Source organism: Clostridium cibarium (genome assembly GCF_014836335.1).
Taxonomy (GTDB): Bacteria; Bacillota; Clostridia; order Clostridiales; family Clostridiaceae; genus Clostridium; species Clostridium cibarium.
This window is the reverse complement of record NZ_JACSRA010000027.1, coordinates 20,636-37,555: the sequence shown is the minus strand read 5'-3', so window position 1 is coordinate 37,555 and position 16,920 is coordinate 20,636. Positions and strand designations below refer to the sequence as shown.

At 33.1% G+C, this 16,920-nt stretch carries 17 protein-coding genes, 1 tRNA gene and 2 other annotated features; all 18 genes read right to left on the bottom strand.

The annotated features are described in order from the left end of the window. Positions 1–20: 20 nt before the first annotated feature. Positions 21–3,731 carry a DNA-directed RNA polymerase subunit beta gene (rpoB, locus tag H9661_RS15195; protein WP_143318564.1) on the bottom strand — a complete coding sequence of 1,237 codons (3,711 nt, stop codon included), beginning with the start codon at positions 3,729–3,731 and terminating at the stop codon, positions 21–23. 293 nt (positions 3,732–4,024) lie between these two features. Further along, positions 4,025–4,390 (bottom strand): 50S ribosomal protein L7/L12, encoded by a 366-nt coding sequence (gene rplL / locus H9661_RS15190; protein WP_143318565.1) that lies wholly within the window; start codon positions 4,388–4,390, stop codon positions 4,025–4,027. Between the two features lie 48 nt (positions 4,391–4,438). Continuing rightward, positions 4,439–4,933 (bottom strand): 50S ribosomal protein L10, encoded by a 495-nt coding sequence (rplJ, locus tag H9661_RS15185; protein WP_143318566.1) that lies wholly within the window; start codon positions 4,931–4,933, stop codon positions 4,439–4,441. Between the two features lie 38 nt (positions 4,934–4,971). Further along, positions 4,972–5,098: a sequence feature (ribosomal protein L10 leader region), on the bottom strand. A 42-nt stretch (positions 5,099–5,140) separates the two neighbouring features. Next, complete coding sequence (rplA, locus tag H9661_RS15180; protein ID WP_143318567.1) at positions 5,141–5,830, bottom strand: 50S ribosomal protein L1; 690 nt, start codon at positions 5,828–5,830, stop codon at positions 5,141–5,143. Positions 5,831–5,883: 53 nt separating this feature from the next. Continuing rightward, on the bottom strand, positions 5,884–6,309 hold the full coding sequence (rplK, locus tag H9661_RS15175; protein ID WP_143318568.1) for a 50S ribosomal protein L11: 426 nt from the start codon (positions 6,307–6,309) through the stop codon (positions 5,884–5,886). A gap of 77 nt (positions 6,310–6,386) precedes the next feature. Beyond that, entirely contained in the window at positions 6,387–6,908 is a 522-nt protein-coding gene (gene nusG, locus H9661_RS15170) for a transcription termination/antitermination protein NusG (RefSeq protein ID WP_143318569.1), read from the bottom strand. A gap of 32 nt (positions 6,909–6,940) precedes the next feature. Further along, positions 6,941–7,171, bottom strand: coding sequence for a preprotein translocase subunit SecE (gene secE / locus H9661_RS15165; protein ID WP_143318570.1), 231 nt, complete (start codon positions 7,169–7,171; stop codon positions 6,941–6,943). Between the two features lie 51 nt (positions 7,172–7,222). Then, complete coding sequence (rpmG, locus tag H9661_RS15160) at positions 7,223–7,372, bottom strand: 50S ribosomal protein L33 (protein WP_027099171.1); 150 nt, start codon at positions 7,370–7,372, stop codon at positions 7,223–7,225. 175 nt (positions 7,373–7,547) lie between these two features. After that, positions 7,548–8,741, bottom strand: coding sequence for an elongation factor Tu (gene tuf, locus H9661_RS15155; RefSeq protein WP_143318650.1), 1,194 nt, complete (start codon positions 8,739–8,741; stop codon positions 7,548–7,550). Between the two features lie 57 nt (positions 8,742–8,798). After that, positions 8,799–8,874 (bottom strand) — tRNA-Thr (locus tag H9661_RS15150). A 78-nt stretch (positions 8,875–8,952) separates the two neighbouring features. After that, on the bottom strand, positions 8,953–9,573 hold the full coding sequence (gene sigH, locus H9661_RS15145) for an RNA polymerase sporulation sigma factor SigH (RefSeq protein ID WP_143318492.1): 621 nt from the start codon (positions 9,571–9,573) through the stop codon (positions 8,953–8,955). Positions 9,574–9,673: 100 nt separating this feature from the next. Next, on the bottom strand, positions 9,674–10,186 hold the full coding sequence (locus H9661_RS15140; RefSeq protein ID WP_143318491.1) for an NYN domain-containing protein: 513 nt from the start codon (positions 10,184–10,186) through the stop codon (positions 9,674–9,676). An 18-nt stretch (positions 10,187–10,204) separates the two neighbouring features. Next, entirely contained in the window at positions 10,205–10,996 is a 792-nt protein-coding gene (gene rlmB, locus H9661_RS15135) for a 23S rRNA (guanosine(2251)-2'-O)-methyltransferase RlmB (protein WP_143318490.1), read from the bottom strand. 15 nt (positions 10,997–11,011) lie between these two features. After that, entirely contained in the window at positions 11,012–11,428 is a 417-nt protein-coding gene (locus H9661_RS15130) for a Mini-ribonuclease 3 (protein WP_191769626.1), read from the bottom strand. Between the two features lie 56 nt (positions 11,429–11,484). Then, the gene (gene cysS, locus H9661_RS15125) at positions 11,485–12,882 is read right to left on the bottom strand and encodes a cysteine--tRNA ligase (protein WP_191769624.1); all 1,398 of its coding nucleotides are present in this window, start codon (positions 12,880–12,882) and stop codon (positions 11,485–11,487) included. Between the two features lie 12 nt (positions 12,883–12,894). Next, a complete protein-coding gene (locus H9661_RS15120) occupies positions 12,895–14,610 on the bottom strand; it encodes a proline--tRNA ligase (protein ID WP_143318487.1) in 1,716 nt (571 codons plus the stop codon). 54 nt (positions 14,611–14,664) lie between these two features. Further along, positions 14,665–14,845: a binding site (T-box leader), on the bottom strand. Between the two features lie 43 nt (positions 14,846–14,888). Further along, positions 14,889–15,581: a 2-C-methyl-D-erythritol 4-phosphate cytidylyltransferase gene (gene ispD / locus H9661_RS15115; protein ID WP_143318486.1), complete on the bottom strand. Its 693-nt coding sequence runs from the start codon at positions 15,579–15,581 to the stop codon at positions 14,889–14,891. Positions 15,582–15,600: 19 nt separating this feature from the next. Further along, positions 15,601–16,695 (bottom strand): PIN/TRAM domain-containing protein, encoded by a 1,095-nt coding sequence (locus tag H9661_RS15110; protein ID WP_191769622.1) that lies wholly within the window; start codon positions 16,693–16,695, stop codon positions 15,601–15,603. Positions 16,696–16,920: the final 225 nt, after the last annotated feature.

Below are 16,920 nucleotides of genomic sequence, written 5' to 3'. Positions count from 1 at the left end.
GGTATATCCTCCCTTCAAAATTAGTGTTCGTCATTAAAATCATCAAGTACTAAATCTTCTTGTAATCCATCTAATTGAAAATTGTCAAAATCTTCTTCAGGTTCTTGATCTGGATCTTCTTCAGCTATTGTATAGCTATCATCTGTATCGACAGTTTGTTCTACTGTAAATTCTTCAGTACCCTCTATATTAACTTCTAAATCTTCAGAATCATCTTCTGAAAATTCTTTTAATTGAACTTCTTGGTGGTTTTCATTTAAAACTCTTACATCTAAGCATAGTGCTTGAAGTTCTTTAATAAGAACCTTAAACGATTCTGGAACTCCTGGTTCAGGAATATTTTCACCTTTAACTATAGCTTCGTAAGTTTTAACTCTACCAACAACATCATCTGATTTTACTGTTAGTATTTCTTGAAGTGTATGCGCTGCACCATATGCTTCTAATGCCCAAACTTCCATTTCACCAAATCTTTGACCACCAAATTGAGCTTTACCTCCTAGTGGTTGTTGAGTAACTAATGAGTAAGGTCCTGTTGATCTTGCATGAATCTTATCATCAACTAAGTGAGCTAGTTTTAAGATATACATTATCCCAACAGTTACTTCGTTATCAAATGCATCTCCAGTTCTACCGTCATATAAAACAGTTTTCCCATTAGCATTGTAACCAGCCTTTACAAGACACTCTTCAATATCCTTTTCAGTTGCTCCATCAAATACTGGGGTAGCAATGTGCCATCCTAATTGACTTGCAGCCCATCCTAAATGAACTTCAAGTACTTGCCCGATATTCATACGAGAAGGAACCCCTAGTGGATTTAAGCATATTTGTAGTGGTCTACCGTCTGGCAAGAAAGGCATATCTTCTTCTGGAAGGACTCTTGAAATAACACCTTTATTTCCATGACGACCCGCCATCTTATCTCCAACAGATATCTTTCTTTTCTGAGCTATATAACATCTTACAAGTTCATTCACACCTGGATTAAGGTCATCTCCATTTTCTCTAGTAAATACTTTAATATCTACTATGATACCTGCTTCTCCATGTGGAACTCTTAATGAAGTATCTCTTACTTCTCTTGCCTTTTCACCAAAGATAGCTCTTAAAAGTCTTTCTTCAGCTGTTAGTTCTGTTTCACCTTTTGGAGTTACCTTACCAACTAGTATATCTCCAGATCTAACTTCAGCACCTATTCTAATTATTCCCCTATCATCAATATCCTTCAATGCATCTTCACTAACATTTGGAATATCTCTTGTGATTTCTTCAGGTCCTAGTTTTGTATCTCTAGCTTCTGATTCATATTCTTCAATATGAATTGATGTAAATACATCTTCTCTAACTAGTTCTTCTGATATAAGCATAGCATCCTCGTAGTTGTAACCTTCCCAAGTAATGAATCCCATTCTTATGTTTTTCCCTAATGCGATTTCACCTAAGTCAGTTGAAGGTCCATCTGCAAGCACTTGATTCTTAAATACAATTTCACCAGTACTTACTATTGGTCTTTGGTTTATAGATGTACCCGAGTTACTTCTTTTAAATTTACGAAGTCTATAAGTATCTATTCCACCATCTGAATCCCTCTTAACTCTTACTTCATTCCCTGAAACATAACTAACTACCCCTGCATTCTTTGCCTTTGGAAGAACTCCTGAATCAACAGCAGCCTTAAATTCAATACCAGTACCAACAATTGGTGCTTGTGGTTTTAATAATGGCACTGCTTGACGTTGCATGTTAGATCCCATAAGTGCTCTTGATGCATCATCATTTTCTAGGAAAGGAATCATTGCTGTTGCAACAGATACAATTTGTCTTGGTGATACATCCATTAAATCAACATCTTGTGCTGGAACAACGAAAAATTCTTCCTTGTTTCTAACTGTAATCTTACTATCTACAAAGTGCCCACTTTCATCCAATGGTTCTTTTGCTTGAGCTACTAAATACTGATCTTCTTCATCAGCTGTAAAATATCTTATTTCTGAAGTAACTCTCATATTTTCCTTATCAACAACTCTATATGGAGTTTCTATAAAGCCATATTCATTGACTTTAGCATAAGTTGCTAGCGAGTTAATAAGTCCTATATTTGGACCTTCAGGAGTTTCTATAGGACACATTCTTCCGTAATGAGAATGATGAACGTCTCTAACTTCGAAACCAGCTCTTTCTCTAGATAGTCCTCCTGGTCCTAAAGCAGATAATCTTCTCTTATGAGTTAACTCTGAAAGAGGATTTGTCTGATCCATGAACTGTGACAATTGTGAACTACCAAAGAATTCTTTAATAGCAGCTGCTACTGGTCTTATATTTATTAACATTTGCGGAGTGATTGACTCTTGATCTTGAATGGTCATTCTTTCTTTAACTACTCTTTCCATTCTAGATAACCCTATTCTGAATTGATTTTGTAGCAATTCTCCAACAGATCTTAATCTTCTATTTCCTAAATGGTCAATATCATCCACATATCCTATTTCATATGCAAGACCTATTTCATATGAAATAGTTGCAAAGATATCTTCTTTGATTATATGTTTAGGTATTAACCTTGTTATATTCTTCTTTATCTCTTCCTTAATTGTTTCTTCATCAGTAAAATTATCAAGAATTTCTTTTAAAGTAGGATAATGAACTAGTTCTTTTATGTGTAAATCAGAAATATCAAAGTTAATATACTTATGTATATCTACAAAATGATTTCCTATTACTTTTAAAACTTTATCTTCTACTAAAATATCAACTGAATTAATTCCAGCATTTTGAATGTCTTCCGCCATTAATCTGCTGATCTTTCCACCCTTTTCTACCATGATTTCTCCTGTAGAAGGATTTACTATATCAGTTGCTGCAACTTGATTTGCTATTCTTAAATTCAAAGCAAGTTTTTTGTTGAATTTGTATCTTCCTACTCTTGATAAATCATACCTTTTTGCATCAAAGAATAATGAATCAATTAAAGATATAGCACTATCAACCGTTGGTGGTTCACCTGGTCTCAATCTCTTATAGATTTCTAGTAGCGCTTCTTCTTTAGTCTTTGTATTATCCTTTTCAATAGTGGCTTTAAACCTTTCATCTTCACCAAAGTAATCAAGCAACTCTTGGTCACTACCAACACCCATAGCTCTTGCAAGTATAGTAATTGGTAACTTTCTAGTTTTATCGATTCTTACATAAATTATGTCATTAGAATCAGTTTCATATTCTAGCCAAGCTCCTCTATTTGGTATTACTGTAGATGCGAATAGTTTTTTACCACTCTTATCTCTACTACTACTGTAGTATACTCCTGGAGACCTTACTAATTGGCTTACTATAACTCTTTCAGCTCCATTAATAACAAAGGTACCTTGTTCAGTCATTAATGGGAAATCTCCCATAAATACTTCTTGTTCCTTTATTTCTCCTGTTTCTTCATTCTGTAATCTTACAGAAACTTTTAATGGTGCAGCATAAGTAGCATCACGCTCTTTACACTCCTCCACTGAGTACTTGATATTTTCCATATCAAGCTTGTAATCGACAAATTCAAGTATTAGATTACCTGTGAAATTGCTTATAGGATTTACATCATCAAATACTTCATGAAGTCCTTCCCTTAAAAACCATTCATAAGAATCTAACTGCACTTCAATTAAGTTTGGCATTTCGGTTACATCTTTAACCTTAGCAAAACTCATTCTTGTTCTTTTTCCAACTTGGACAGGATGTACCATGAATTTTCACCCCTTGTATAAACTAAAATAACCAAAAACACACTTTCCCTAAGGACTTGTGCTTTCGGAGAGCATCATCATCTTAGTATAACCAATATCTCATTAGTTATACTATGTTTTCCATTTTTATATACTTATCCATATTGAACAGTACATTAAAATATGGTAGCATAACACAAAAACAATGTCAATGTTTTTAATAAAAAAAGATGTTTTTTTACTTTTTTACTTCTCATATATAGGCAATAAAAAAGGTGCTATATTAGCACCTTTTTATATTATAAGTAAGAATCTTACTTAAATTCTACTTCAGCTCCAACTTCAGCTAATTTAGCTTTAATGTCTTCAGCTTCTTCCTTAGCAACAGCTTCCTTTAAAGTCTTAGGAGCTCCGTCAACTATTTCTTTAGCTTCCTTTAATCCTAAACCAGTTAATTCTCTAACAACCTTAATTACCTTAATCTTGCTAGCACCAGCATTAGTTAATACTACATCAAATTCTGATTTTTCTTCAGCTGCACCACCTGCAACTGCACCACCTGCAACTGCTACAGGAGCAGCAGCACTTACTCCGAATTCCTCTTCGCAAGCTTTTACTAATTCATTTAATTCTAAAACGCTCATTTCTTTTATAGCTTGAATGATATCTTCTCTTGTCATTTAAATTGCACCTCCAAAATTACTTAACTATTATGTTTATTTTTTAGACTATTCAGCCTCTTTTTGATCTCTTATTGCACTTAATAAGTATGCAAGGTTTGATAATGGAGCCTTGATACTTCCAAGAAGTTTCGCAATAAGAATTTCTTTTGATGGTATTGAAGCAAGTTGTACAACCTTGTTTGTATCAAAGATTTCTCCTTCAACAATACCAGCTTTTAGCTCAAGCTTCTTATGATCCTTTGCAAAATCATTAAGAATTCTTGCAGGAGCTGTAGCATCTTCGTACCCGAAAGCTATTGCTACTGGTCCTTCTAAGTATGTTTCTATACCATCTAATCCTAATTCTTTTGCAGCTAGTGTAACTAAAGAATTTTTATATACTTTATATTCTACACCATTTGATCTTAAAGTCTTTCTTAATTGAGTATCTTCTTCAACAGTAAGACCTTGGTAATCAGCAAGAATAACAGCTTGTGCCTTTTCTAGCTTTTCTCTAATTTCAGCAACCTTTGCTTCTTTAATTTGTCTGTTTTTGTTCATTACTGTGTGTCCACCTCCTCACAGTTTTTTAACTGCTTTATTATATTAATAAAGGTCTTCCCGTAGACAAAGGAAGACCTATAATAACCATTATATGCTACCTCGGCAGGTTGATTTACGTTACGCTTTCGCACCTACTGTCTACGGAGTTAATATTCTTTTTAACAACGAATTAAATTATATCAGCTTACTCTCTTTAAGTCAATACTAATCTAAAACTTTTGTTGGATTTATTTTTGCTCCAGGTCCCATTGTGCTTGAAACAGTTACTGATTTAACATATTGTCCCTTAGCAGCTGCTGGTTTAGCTTTTACTAAAGCTTCCATCAATGCGTGGAAGTTTTCTTTTAACTTTTCTCCACCAAATGACTTCTTACCGATTGGACAGTGAACTATAGAAGTTTTATCTACTCTATACTCAACCTTACCAGCTTTAATTTCAGCTATTGCCTTAGCAACATCAAATGTTACTGTACCTGATTTTGGGTTTGGCATTAATCCCTTAGGCCCTAAAACCCTACCAATTCTACCAACAACACCCATCATATCTGGAGTTGCTACAACTATATCGAAGTCAAACCAGTTTTCAGATTGAATCTTTTGCACTAGATCTTCTGCTCCAACATAATCTGCTCCTGCAGCTTCCGCTTCTTTAGCCTTATCACCTTTAGCGAATACTAATACTTTAACAGTCTTTCCTGTACCATTTGGTAAAACTACAGCTCCTCTAACTTGTTGATCCGCATGTCTTGGATCTACTCCAAGTCTTACGTGTAATTCGATTGTCTCATCGAAATTAGCTTTTGCAGTTTTTACACAAAGCTCTAGAGCTTCTGCAGGATTGTATAAAGTATTCTTATCTATTAACTTTGCACTTTCAACATATTTCTTTCCCATTAATAAGCCTCCTTTGTGGTAATAACGGTCCTGACCTCCCACTAATTTATGAATTACTCTTCGATAGTTACACCCATACTTCTTGCTGTTCCTTCGATCATGCTCATAGCAGTTTCGATTGTAGCAGCATTTAAGTCAGGCATTTTTAATTCTGCGATCTTCTTAACTTGGTCTTTAGTTAACTTACCAACTTTAGTTCTGTTAGGTACTCCTGAACCACTTTCTAATCCTAATTCTTTCTTGATTAGAACTGCAGCTGGAGGAGTCTTTAATATGAAACTAAAAGATCTATCTTGGTATACAGTAATTACTACTGGTATTATTAATCCTGCTTGATTCGCAGTTTTAGCATTAAACTCCTTACAGAATCCCATTATGTTTACCCCATGTTGACCTAATGCTGGTCCAACTGGTGGTGCTGGTGTTGCTTTACCTGCAGCAAGTTGAAGTTTGATCATTCCAGTTACTTTCTTAGCCATTGTTATTCCTCCTATACTGTGGTGTTTACGGACTTAAAAGTCCTCCCACTTAATTAAAAATCAGTATAATTAAATTATTAAACTAATTTATCAACTTGATTAAAGTCTAGTTCAGCTAAAGTTTCTCTGCCGAACATATCCACTGATGCCTTAATTTTATGCTTTTCAAGATTAATCTCTTGCACTGTTGCAACAAATTCTCTTAAAGGTCCTGAAATCACTCTCACACTTTCTCCTACCTCTAAGTCTATATCTTCTGGAAGTTCTACTACTCCCATTGATTCAATCTCTTCATCGGTAAGAGGAACTGGTTTTGATCCAGGTCCAACAAAGCCTGTCACACCTCTGGTATTTCTTACAACATACCATGATTCGTCTGACATAAACATTTTAACCAATACATATCCCGGAAACTTTTTCTTTAAAGAGACTTTTTGTTTACCATCTTTTTCTTCAATTACTTCTTCCATTGGAACTTGAAGATCTAATAGTAAATCTTGAAGATTTCTGTTTTCAACAACCTTCTCTATGCTAGCCTTTACTTTATTTTCGTATCCAGAATATGTATGTACTACGTACCATCTTGCTCTTTCACTCATATTTGACTGGTGATAATTCACCTGAACCTCCCTTACTTAAGTTTCAAAATCACTTCGAAGAGGTTTTGAAAAATATAATCGAATCCGCCAACCATAATTGTATACACTATGGTGACTACAGCAACAGCAATAAATGCTTTCTTTGTTTCTTTGTTAGACGGCCAAGTTATTCTTTTCACTTCAGCCTTAATGTCTTTAAAAAATTTGAAAATCCCACCCTTTTGAGTGCTATTTTCTATTTTTGTACTACTGTTTACAGCCATTTCTCTCACATCCTTAAATTTGGTAAGTCTGTGTCTTTACTCAATCGCTAATTATTTTGTTTCTCTATGAAGAGTGTGCTTCTTACAGAACTTACAATACTTTTGCATTTCCATTCTGTCTGGGTTGTTCTTCTTATTCTTCATTGAGTTGTAGTTTCTCTGCTTACACTCTGTGCATGCTAAAGTTATCTTTACTCTCACGGTCTGCACCTCCAGTTATTCGTATATATTTAAGAGACAATACTCTTACTGATTCAACTAATTGCGTAATTGTGAGTTACTTTTCCACATTACCACAAAAGTCACGTACTGTCAATATGATATCCCTTTGCAAAGGACTAGGTATTAATACCCAGCCCTCCTGTAATCAAGTTAATTATTCTACTATGCTAGTAACAACACCTGATCCTACTGTTCTTCCACCTTCTCTTATAGCAAATCTTAATCCTTCATCCATTGCTACTTGAGTGATTAATTCAACATTCATATCTATGTGATCTCCTGGCATTACCATTTCCATTCCTTCTGGTAACTTGATTGATCCTGTTACGTCTGTTGTTCTGAAATAGAATTGTGGTCTATATCCATCAAAGAATGGAGTATGTCTTCCACCTTCTTCTTTCTTAAGTACGTATACTTGACCTACAAACTTGCTGTGTGGGTGTACTGATCCTGGCTTAGAGATTACTTGACCTCTTTCGATATCAGTTCTTTGTATTCCTCTTAATAATGCTCCTATGTTATCTCCTGCTTGAGCATCATCTAGTAACTTTCTGAACATTTCTATTCCTGTTACTACTGTCTTCTTCTTTTCTTCACTTAATCCTACGATTTCTACTTCGTCTCCTACGTGAAGGATTCCTCTTTCAACTCTTCCTGTTGCAACTGTTCCTCTACCTGTAATTGTAAATACATCTTCGATTGGCATTAAGAATGGCTTATCTGTTGCTCTTTCTGGAGTTGGGATATAGCTATCTACTGCATCCATTAAGTCCATTATGCACTTAGTTGCTTCTGCATCTGTTGGGTTTTCTAATGCTTTTAATGCTGATCCTGTTACTACTGGAATATCATCTCCTGGGAAGTTGTATTCGCTTAATAATTCTCTTACTTCCATTTCAACTAATTCTAATAATTCTGGATCGTCTACCATATCTGCCTTGTTTAAGAATACTACGATATAGTCAACTCCAACTCTTGATGCTAGTAGTATATGTTCTCTTGTTTGTGGCATTGGACCATCTGCTGCTGAACATACTAGTATAGCTCCATCCATTTGTGCTGCTCCTGTTATCATGTTCTTAACGTAGTCAGCATGTCCTGGACAGTCAACGTGCGCATAGTGTCTGTTATCTGTTTGATATTCAACGTGTGCTGTGTTGATTGTGATTCCTCTTTCTTTTTCTTCTGGCGCTTTATCTATTGCTGCATAATCAAATGCTTCAGCATACCCTTTGTTTGCTAATACTGTTGTAATAGCTGCTGTTAATGTTGTCTTACCGTGGTCTACGTGACCAATTGTTCCAATATTTACGTGTGGTTTACTTCTTTCGAATTTTTCCTTTGCCATTGTAAAATTCCTCCTTCTATTCTTTGATAAACTTTGCCTAGCGTTTTGTTAAATTCTTGGAGCTCACGATCGGGATTGAACCGACGACCTCCGCCTTACCAAGGCGACGCTCTACCGACTGAGCTACGTGAGCACTCGTATATCGACTATTTTCTCAATATACCAATTATAAAGTTTACTATCAATCATTTTATTTGTCAATAAAAAAATGCTACTTTAGATTTAAGCATTTCTCTAGTTTTCTTTTAACTCTTTGCAATGCATTATCTATAGATTTTGCATGCCTGTCTAAATCACATGCAATTTCCTGATAAGATTTCCCATCCAAATATGATGTAAGAACTTCCAATTCAAGTTCTGATAGTACTTTAGATATTTCATTTTCAATATGAGCCATCTGTTCTTGGCTTATTATTAATTCTTCTGGATCAGTTATCTTCAATCCAGCAAGTACATCCAATAAAGTCCTATCTGATTCCTCTTCATATATTGGTCTGTTAAGAGAAACATAGGTATTTAAAGGGATATGTTTCTGCCTAGTTGCAGTTTTAATAGCTGTAATAATTTGTCTTGTTACACATAGCTCAGCGAAACCTTTGAAAGATGTTAACTTGTCAGGTCTAAAATCTCTTATAGCCTTGTATAAACCTATCATCCCCTCTTGATAGATATCTTCTTTATCTGCACCAATTAAGAAGTAAGACTTAGCCTTTGCTTTAACAAAATTCTCATACTTAGTGATAAGATATTCTTGAGCTCTAGCATTACCATCTTTAGCTTCTAATACAACTTCTTCATCTAATTTTTCTTCAAATTCCGAATAATTACCCATTGAATACCCTTTACTGTACAATTCTCCCCCTCCGAACTATGTCAATTACATTCTAAATTATACTCTAACGAAATCTCTCAAGTCAAACTATTTCAACTATTCACTCACTTCTACGAATCTTCTCAAGTTTTTGTACTACATCAATATCCAAATTATCTTGCAAATGGTTTTTCGCTACGACTCTATTTTTTGCTGCTTTTTTTCTAATACTATGCTCAGTCTCCATAACTTCATTGTAAAATTCTAATGAGGACATTCTGACAGCCCCTCTTTGAAATATAGTTTGTTGCTCTAGCCAATCCGAAGTAACTACATACACTTCAAATCTTCTTCCTAAGCTATGAACTTCTCTTTCAATATAACTATCAGCTGTTTCTCCATCTTTTGTAAAAATTATAGATAGATTTTTATTTATATCCTCTTTATTTTCCAAATTTCCTGCAACCTTATGTCCATCAAACACTAATATAACTTTTGAATCACTGTATGAACCATAATTATGTAGTATATTAACTAATTTTAACCTTCGGCCATGAAAACTATCATTTTTACCTTCTTTTAAATTCGGCCAACTATTTAAAACATTATATCCATCTATAAAAATTATTTTCATGAATTCCCCCTTACAAATTTACTTCAATCTTCCTTTTAGCACCTCATACATAATTATACCACCGGCAACTGATGCATTTAAAGAGTTAATCTTTCCAACCATAGGGATTTTAATAAGTTTATCACATTTTTTTAACGTTAACTTAGAAATCCCCCTACCTTCACTTCCTATAATAATAGCACAAGGCCCCGAAAAGTCTGTTTCATAACTATATTCTTCTCCCGTTATATCTGCTCCATACACCCAAATTCCAGCTTCTTTAAGTTCTTCAAGAACTGTATTGATGTTTGTAACCTTTGCTACTTTAACATGTTCTATTGCTCCTACTGATGACTTATATACAGTAGCTGTTACTCCAACATTTCTTCGTTTTGGTATTATTATCCCATGGACTCCACATAATTCGGCAGTCCTTATAATAGATCCTAAATTATGAGGATCTTCAATTTCATCTAATACAACTACAAATGGTGCTTCTCCTTTTTCTTTTGCGTATTCTAATATATCATTAACTTCGCAATATTTATAAGGCGTTACTCTAGCAATAACTCCTTGATGTACAATTCCTTCACTCATTAAATCTAATTTTTTTCTATCTACTTCTTTAATTACTAACTTCTTTTCCTTTGCCATCTTAATTATCGAATTAATTGACCCTTCCATTGGACCCTTAGATACATAAATACATTCTATTGTCCTATTCCCTTTTACCACTTCCATTACTGCATTTCTACCAATAATTAAATCTTCTCTTTCTTCAATTTTGTTTTCATTAGTTTTTTTATTTTCCGTTCTTTTAACTTGTTTCATAAGCAACTCTCCTCACTAATTGTTTAATATCGCAATACTATTTTCTAATATAAACTGTAATCTTTCAAAATCACCAATTAGATATAAATACCCCACTAAGGATTCAAACCCTGTTGCCATTCTATAATCTCTAACATCTGCATTCTTAGGCACTGTTGCAGACTTTGCATTTCTACCTCTTTTAAATATGTATTCTTCTTCTTCTGTTAGTGTATCCTCAATTTTATGCATTATTAATGATTGACTTTTTGCCTTTACAAATCCTATAGCTTTAACATGTATTTTATGGGCTGATAAACTCATATTTGAAGCCAGTATATAGTTTCTTATAAAAACCTCATATACTCCATCTCCAACTAGTGCTAATTGCAATGGATTTAATTGTTTTACTTCATCTTTTGAAAATTCTCTTATTCTTAGATCATTTAACATTTTATTCTCCTCTAAATAAGGGCTGCAAAACCTTGCAACCCTTAAAATATTTTTTGTTAAGATTTTTTCCATCTTACCCCTTGAGGCGTATCTTCTAATATAATTCCACTAGCTTTTAAATCATCTCTTATTTTATCTGCTAACGCAAAGTTCCTATCTTTCCTCGCTTGTTGTCTCTGTTCTATTAAAGCTTCTATTTCATCTTCAATACTTCCCTTTGTTGTATTTTGAAGCATTCCTAAAGGTCTACCTAACTCTCTAATTAATTCTAAAGTTTTTATTACTAACTCCTTAGATGAATTCACCGAAACATTAGTATTTATATCCTTTGATAATTCAAATAATACAGTTATTGCATCTGCAGTATTAAAATCATCATCCATCTTTTCAATATATTTTTCTCTGTATTTGTCTAAAGACTTAAGATACTTAGCTTCTTCTTCATTCATATTTTCCAAAGATACTTCATCCGAAAGATTTTCTAATATAGAAATAGTATTATATAGTCTTTCTACAGAAGCTTTTGCTGAATCAAGTAAATCCTTGCTGAAATTTATTTGTATCCTATAATGAGCTGATAACATAAAAAATCTTATTACATCCGCATCATATTCTTTTAGTACATCTCTAGCTGTAAAAAAATTATTCAATGACTTAGACATTTTTTTATTATTTACATTTATGTATGCAGAATGCATCCAATAATTTGCAAATGTTTTTCCTGTTAACGCTTCACTTTGCGCAATTTCATTTTCATGATGAGGGAAAGATAAGTCCATTCCCCCCGCATGAATATCAATTGTATCTCCTAATATTTTTTTAGCCATACATGAACATTCTATATGCCATCCTGGTCTTCCCATGCCCCAAGGACTATCCCAAGCTGGTTCTCCTGGCTTCTGAGCTTTCCATATGGCAAAATCCATTGGATCTCTTTTACGATCATCTACGCTTATTCTAGTTCCAACCTGCAACTCGTCTAAGTTTTGACCTGATAACTTTCCGTATGACTCAAACTTCTTTGTACTAAAGTACACATCTCCATCAACTTCGTAAGCATATCCTTTTTCGATCAAGTCACTTACAAATTTTATGATTTCATCTATATAGTCAGTAGCTCTTGGATTAACCGTTGCCCTTTCAATATTTAATGCATCTGCATCCTTGTAATATTCGCCAATATATCTATCTCCAACCTCTTTTACCGAAGTATTCTCATCATTTGCTTTATTTATCATCTTATCATCGATGTCTGTAAAGTTTTGTACGAAATCTACCTTATACCCTCTATACTCAAGGTATCTTCTTATAGTATCAAATACTATAAAAGTTCTTCCATTTCCTATATGAAAAAAATTGTATACAGTAGGTCCACAAACGTACATTTTCACCTCTCCAGGTGTTAGGGGTTTAAATTCTTCTTTTTTTCTAGTTAGAGTATTATATAGCTTCATTAAGCATCCCTCCTAAACTACTTTAAGATTATTTTTTTCAAATTCTTCTTTAACTCTTTTGCATACATCTTCAATTTTAATAAGTTCATTATCTCCACCTGTTCTTAATTTAAACTCTACAGAACCCTCAGTAACCTTTTTACCTACAGTCACCCTCATTGGAATACCAATAAGTTCCGCATCTTTAAATTTAACTCCTGCTCTTTCGTTTCTATCATCCATTAAAACTTCTATTCCTAATTCTTTTAATGAATTATATAACTCTTCTGCAACTTTCATCTGTTCTTCATCTTTTACATTAACAGGTATTATAGACATATGGTATGGAGCTATCGACAATGGCCATATAATACCATTTTCATCGTTATGTTGTTCAATTACAGATGCCATTGTTCTTGTGATTCCTATTCCATAACATCCCATTACAAAAGGCTTTTCTTTTCCATTTTCGTCTATAAAATTAGCATTCATTGACTCAGAATATTTAGTTCCTAACTTAAATATATGACCAACTTCAGTTCCTCTTGAAATAGTTATTTCTTTACCACATACAGGACACTTTTCTCCAACTGTTATATTTCTATAATCTCCAACTTCCCCTTCGAAATCTCTTGAATAATTAACATTTTCAAAATGATATCCAGTTTCATTTGCTCCTACAATAAAATTATACATCTTAGTTACTTCTTCATCCACTAGTAATCTAGATACTTTTATTCCTATTGGCCCAGCAAATCCAACTGCTGCCGAAGTTGCACTAGCGACTTCTTCTGGAGTCGCCATATTTAAATTAATAACTCCACCAAGTGCATTAGTTACCTTTACCTCATTTACTTCTCTATCTCCTCTAACCATTACTGCTATTATTTTATTATCAGCATTAAAAATAAGAGTTTTCACAAATTTCTTTTCTGTTGTATTAAAAAACTCAACCAATTGTTCAATAGTTTTTACATTTGGAGTTTCAACTTTTTTAACTTCTTTAAATTCTTCTTTTAAAGCTTCTTCTGGAGTAGATGGTGCTTTTTCTATATTAGCTGCATAATCGCAATGATTACAGAAAACAACATCATCTTCACCAACTTCTGACTTAACCATAAATTCAGCTGAATTAGCCCCACCTATAGCACCTGAATCTGCTTCAACACATTTTGCATCAAGCCCACATCTATTAAATATCTTTACATACGCATTATGCATATTTTTAAATGACTTATCTAATCCTTCTTCATCTTTATCAAAACTATAAGCATCTTTCATAATGAATTCTCTGCTTCTCATAATTCCGAATCTTGGTCTTCTCTCATCTCTATATTTTGTTTGTATTTGATAAAGATTAACAGGCAACTGTTTATATGACTTTATTTCATTTCTAGCTATATCAGTAAATACTTCTTCATGTGTAGGTCCTAAACAAAAATCTCTATTATTTCTGTCTTTTAGTCTAAACATTTCTGCTCCATAAGCATCCCATCTTCCTGATTCCTGCCATAGTTCTGCTGGTAGCATTGCAGATGCTAAAAATTCTTGAGCTCCTGCTTTATCCATTTCTTCTCTTACTATATCTTCTATATTTTTTAATACCTTTAACCCTAAAGGCATATAGTTGTATACTCCTGATGCCATTTTTCTCATAAGACCAGCTCTTAACATAAGCTTATGGCTTGCAATCTCAGCTTCTGCTGGGACTTCCCTTAATGTTGACACTAACATTTTTGACATTTTCATATTATAACATCCTCTCTAAACATTATATTTTTCAATAAAAAAAATCCACCCTATAATTAGGGCGAATTTTGCTCGCGGTACCACCTAAATTTGTTCTCTAATAATGTTAACGGTTTTAAACCGATAGTCTTTAACTATAGTTCAGAAGCAGGTTCAAAATCTATTGAAAATCTTACAGCCTAGTATTTTCTCTCTGAAAAAAATGATTTCTACTATTCTTCATCATAACTTTTATTCATAAAAATTTATTAATATTATATCCCCTCGATATTTTCATGTCAATATAAATTCTTGCTATCCTTTTTCAGCATATATTCTGCTAAAAATAAATCCTCAGGTGTAGTAATCTTTATATTCTTATAATCTCCCTCATAAAGATATACTTTATACCCGTAACGCTCAACCACCATTGTATCGTCAGTCGCAATAAAATTATCTTCTTTTATCTTTTCATGACATTCTTTAATAATCTCCGACTTAAAAACTTGGGGAGTTTGTACAGATACTAACTCTGATCTATTGAGAGTTTCTTTAGAAAAGAAGTTTTTATCTCTAACCTTTATAGTATCCTTAGGCATAACTCCTGGAGCTGCTGCTCCATATTTTACAGCACATTCTATCCCCTTATCAATTATGCTTTCCGAAATAAAAGGTCTTGCTCCATCATGGATCACTATAATATCTGTTTCACTTAACACCTTCAATCCGTTATAAACAGAATCTTGTCTCTCTTTTCCACCCTCAACTATTTTATCAACCTTCAATGAATGCTTTTTCAGAACATGTTCTTTACAATAGGAAATTTCATCTTTTGGCAACACAAGTACTATCTCATCTACACTTTTACACTCTAAAAATTTCTTTATTGTATAGTATAAAATAGGTTTTTCATTAATAATAATAAATTGTTTACTTATGTCTTTTCCTATTCTTTTTCCTCTTCCACCAGCTAAAATTATTGCTGAAACCATCAATCCATTCTCCTTGCCATTAACTCTCTTTAGGTTTAGCAAAAATCATTCTTCCTGCAGCCGTTTGAAGTACTGATGTAACAATTACATCTATTCGTTCCCCTATAAGCTTCTTTCCATTCTCTACTACAATCATTGTACCATCATCTAAATAAGCTATTCCTTGACTTGATTCTTTTCCATCCTTAACAACATCTACTGTCATTTCCTCACCAGGTATTACTACTGGCTTGATTGCATTTGATAGTTCATTTATATTTAGTACTGGTACTCCTTGCACCTCTGCTACCTTATTTAAGTTATAATCATTAGTTATAACTTTTCCATTTAAGTTTTGTGCAAGTTTTAGAAGTTTGCTATCAACTTCTGCAATCTTCGGAAAATCGCCTTCCCAAATTTGAGTTTCTATAGTTAATTCCTTTTGAATTTTATTTAATATATCTAACCCTCTTCTTCCCCTTGTTCTTTTCAATGAATCAGATGAGTCTGAAATATGTCTTAATTCATCTAAAACAAAGTTTGGAATTATTAATGGTCCCTCTATAAAACCAGTTTCACAAATATCAAATATTCTGCCATCAATTATAACAGATGTATCCAACACCTTTGGTACTGACTTAGTAGTAGTCTTTGACTTTTTCTCCTTTGTAGTCCCTGTCTTCTTTAAGCTTAATAATATATTAGTAATGTCATTTTTTTTCTTAATCATAATATCTGTTCCAATTATTGCTGCTATTATATTTAAAACTATAACAATTAATGGTCCAAAAACTTCATGAATAGATAACAAAGGTCTTGATAATATACTCGTTATAATTAATGCAATTAATGCACCTACTGCACCATATACTATTTCTCCTACTGTCAACTTTTGTGCGTTTTTTTCTACATAATCAATAAGTTCTGCTATAGCAGAATAAATTTTTGGAGATAACAAATAAAAAATAATACCGAATATCAAAGAAATAAAAATTAAAAATAAAAGCTTCTCATATGAATTTGATAAAAATCCCCATTGCTGCATTGAAGGAATTTGTAATATGGCTTCTGAAACTCCATAACCAGCTATTACTCCAGCTAATGAAAAAATTCCTCTTAGTAATTTCTTTAACATCTCTTCACCTCCTTATATAATTATTGACAATTTTCTAATAATAAAATCAATTTACATAATATTTAATTTATTCTCATTATATCATAATGAATATAACTCTAAAACGAATTATTTATAAATTCAGATTTTTTTAATTTTTACCCCCTATGAATCTTATATTTCGTTGTATATTATAATATAGTAATGACATACGACTCTCACCTTATATTGACATTAAAGTATTTT

Bases quoted from the DNA above. Each gene is read 5' to 3' on its own strand.
- rpoB (WP_143318564.1), bottom strand. From the start codon at position 3,731: ATGGTACATCCTGTCCAAGTTGGAAAAAGAACAAGAATGAGTTTTGCT.
- rplL (WP_143318565.1), bottom strand. From the start codon at position 4,390: ATGACAAGAGAAGATATCATTCAAGCTATAAAAGAAATGAGCGTTTTA.
- rplJ (WP_143318566.1), bottom strand. From the start codon at position 4,933: ATGAACAAAAACAGACAAATTAAAGAAGCAAAGGTTGCTGAAATTAGA.
- rplA (WP_143318567.1), bottom strand. From the start codon at position 5,830: ATGGGAAAGAAATATGTTGAAAGTGCAAAGTTAATAGATAAGAATACT.
- rplK (WP_143318568.1), bottom strand. From the start codon at position 6,309: ATGGCTAAGAAAGTAACTGGAATGATCAAACTTCAACTTGCTGCAGGT.
- nusG (WP_143318569.1), bottom strand. From the start codon at position 6,908: ATGAGTGAAAGAGCAAGATGGTACGTAGTACATACATATTCTGGATAC.
- secE (WP_143318570.1), bottom strand. From the start codon at position 7,171: ATGGCTGTAAACAGTAGTACAAAAATAGAAAATAGCACTCAAAAGGGT.
- tuf (WP_143318650.1), bottom strand. From the start codon at position 8,741: ATGGCAAAGGAAAAATTCGAAAGAAGTAAACCACACGTAAATATTGGA.
- sigH (WP_143318492.1), bottom strand. From the start codon at position 9,573: ATGGGTAATTATTCGGAATTTGAAGAAAAATTAGATGAAGAAGTTGTA.
- H9661_RS15140 (WP_143318491.1), bottom strand. From the start codon at position 10,186: ATGAAAATAATTTTTATAGATGGATATAATGTTTTAAATAGTTGGCCG.
- rlmB (WP_143318490.1), bottom strand. From the start codon at position 10,996: ATGAAACAAGTTAAAAGAACGGAAAATAAAAAAACTAATGAAAACAAA.
- H9661_RS15130 (WP_191769626.1), bottom strand. From the start codon at position 11,428: ATGTTAAATGATCTAAGAATAAGAGAATTTTCAAAAGATGAAGTAAAA.
- cysS (WP_191769624.1), bottom strand. From the start codon at position 12,882: ATGAAGCTATATAATACTCTAACTAGAAAAAAAGAAGAATTTAAACCC.
- H9661_RS15120 (WP_143318487.1), bottom strand. From the start codon at position 14,610: ATGAAAATGTCAAAAATGTTAGTGTCAACATTAAGGGAAGTCCCAGCA.
- ispD (WP_143318486.1), bottom strand. From the start codon at position 15,581: ATGGTTTCAGCAATAATTTTAGCTGGTGGAAGAGGAAAAAGAATAGGA.
- H9661_RS15110 (WP_191769622.1), bottom strand. From the start codon at position 16,695: ATGTTAAAGAAATTACTAAGAGGAATTTTTTCATTAGCTGGAGTAATA.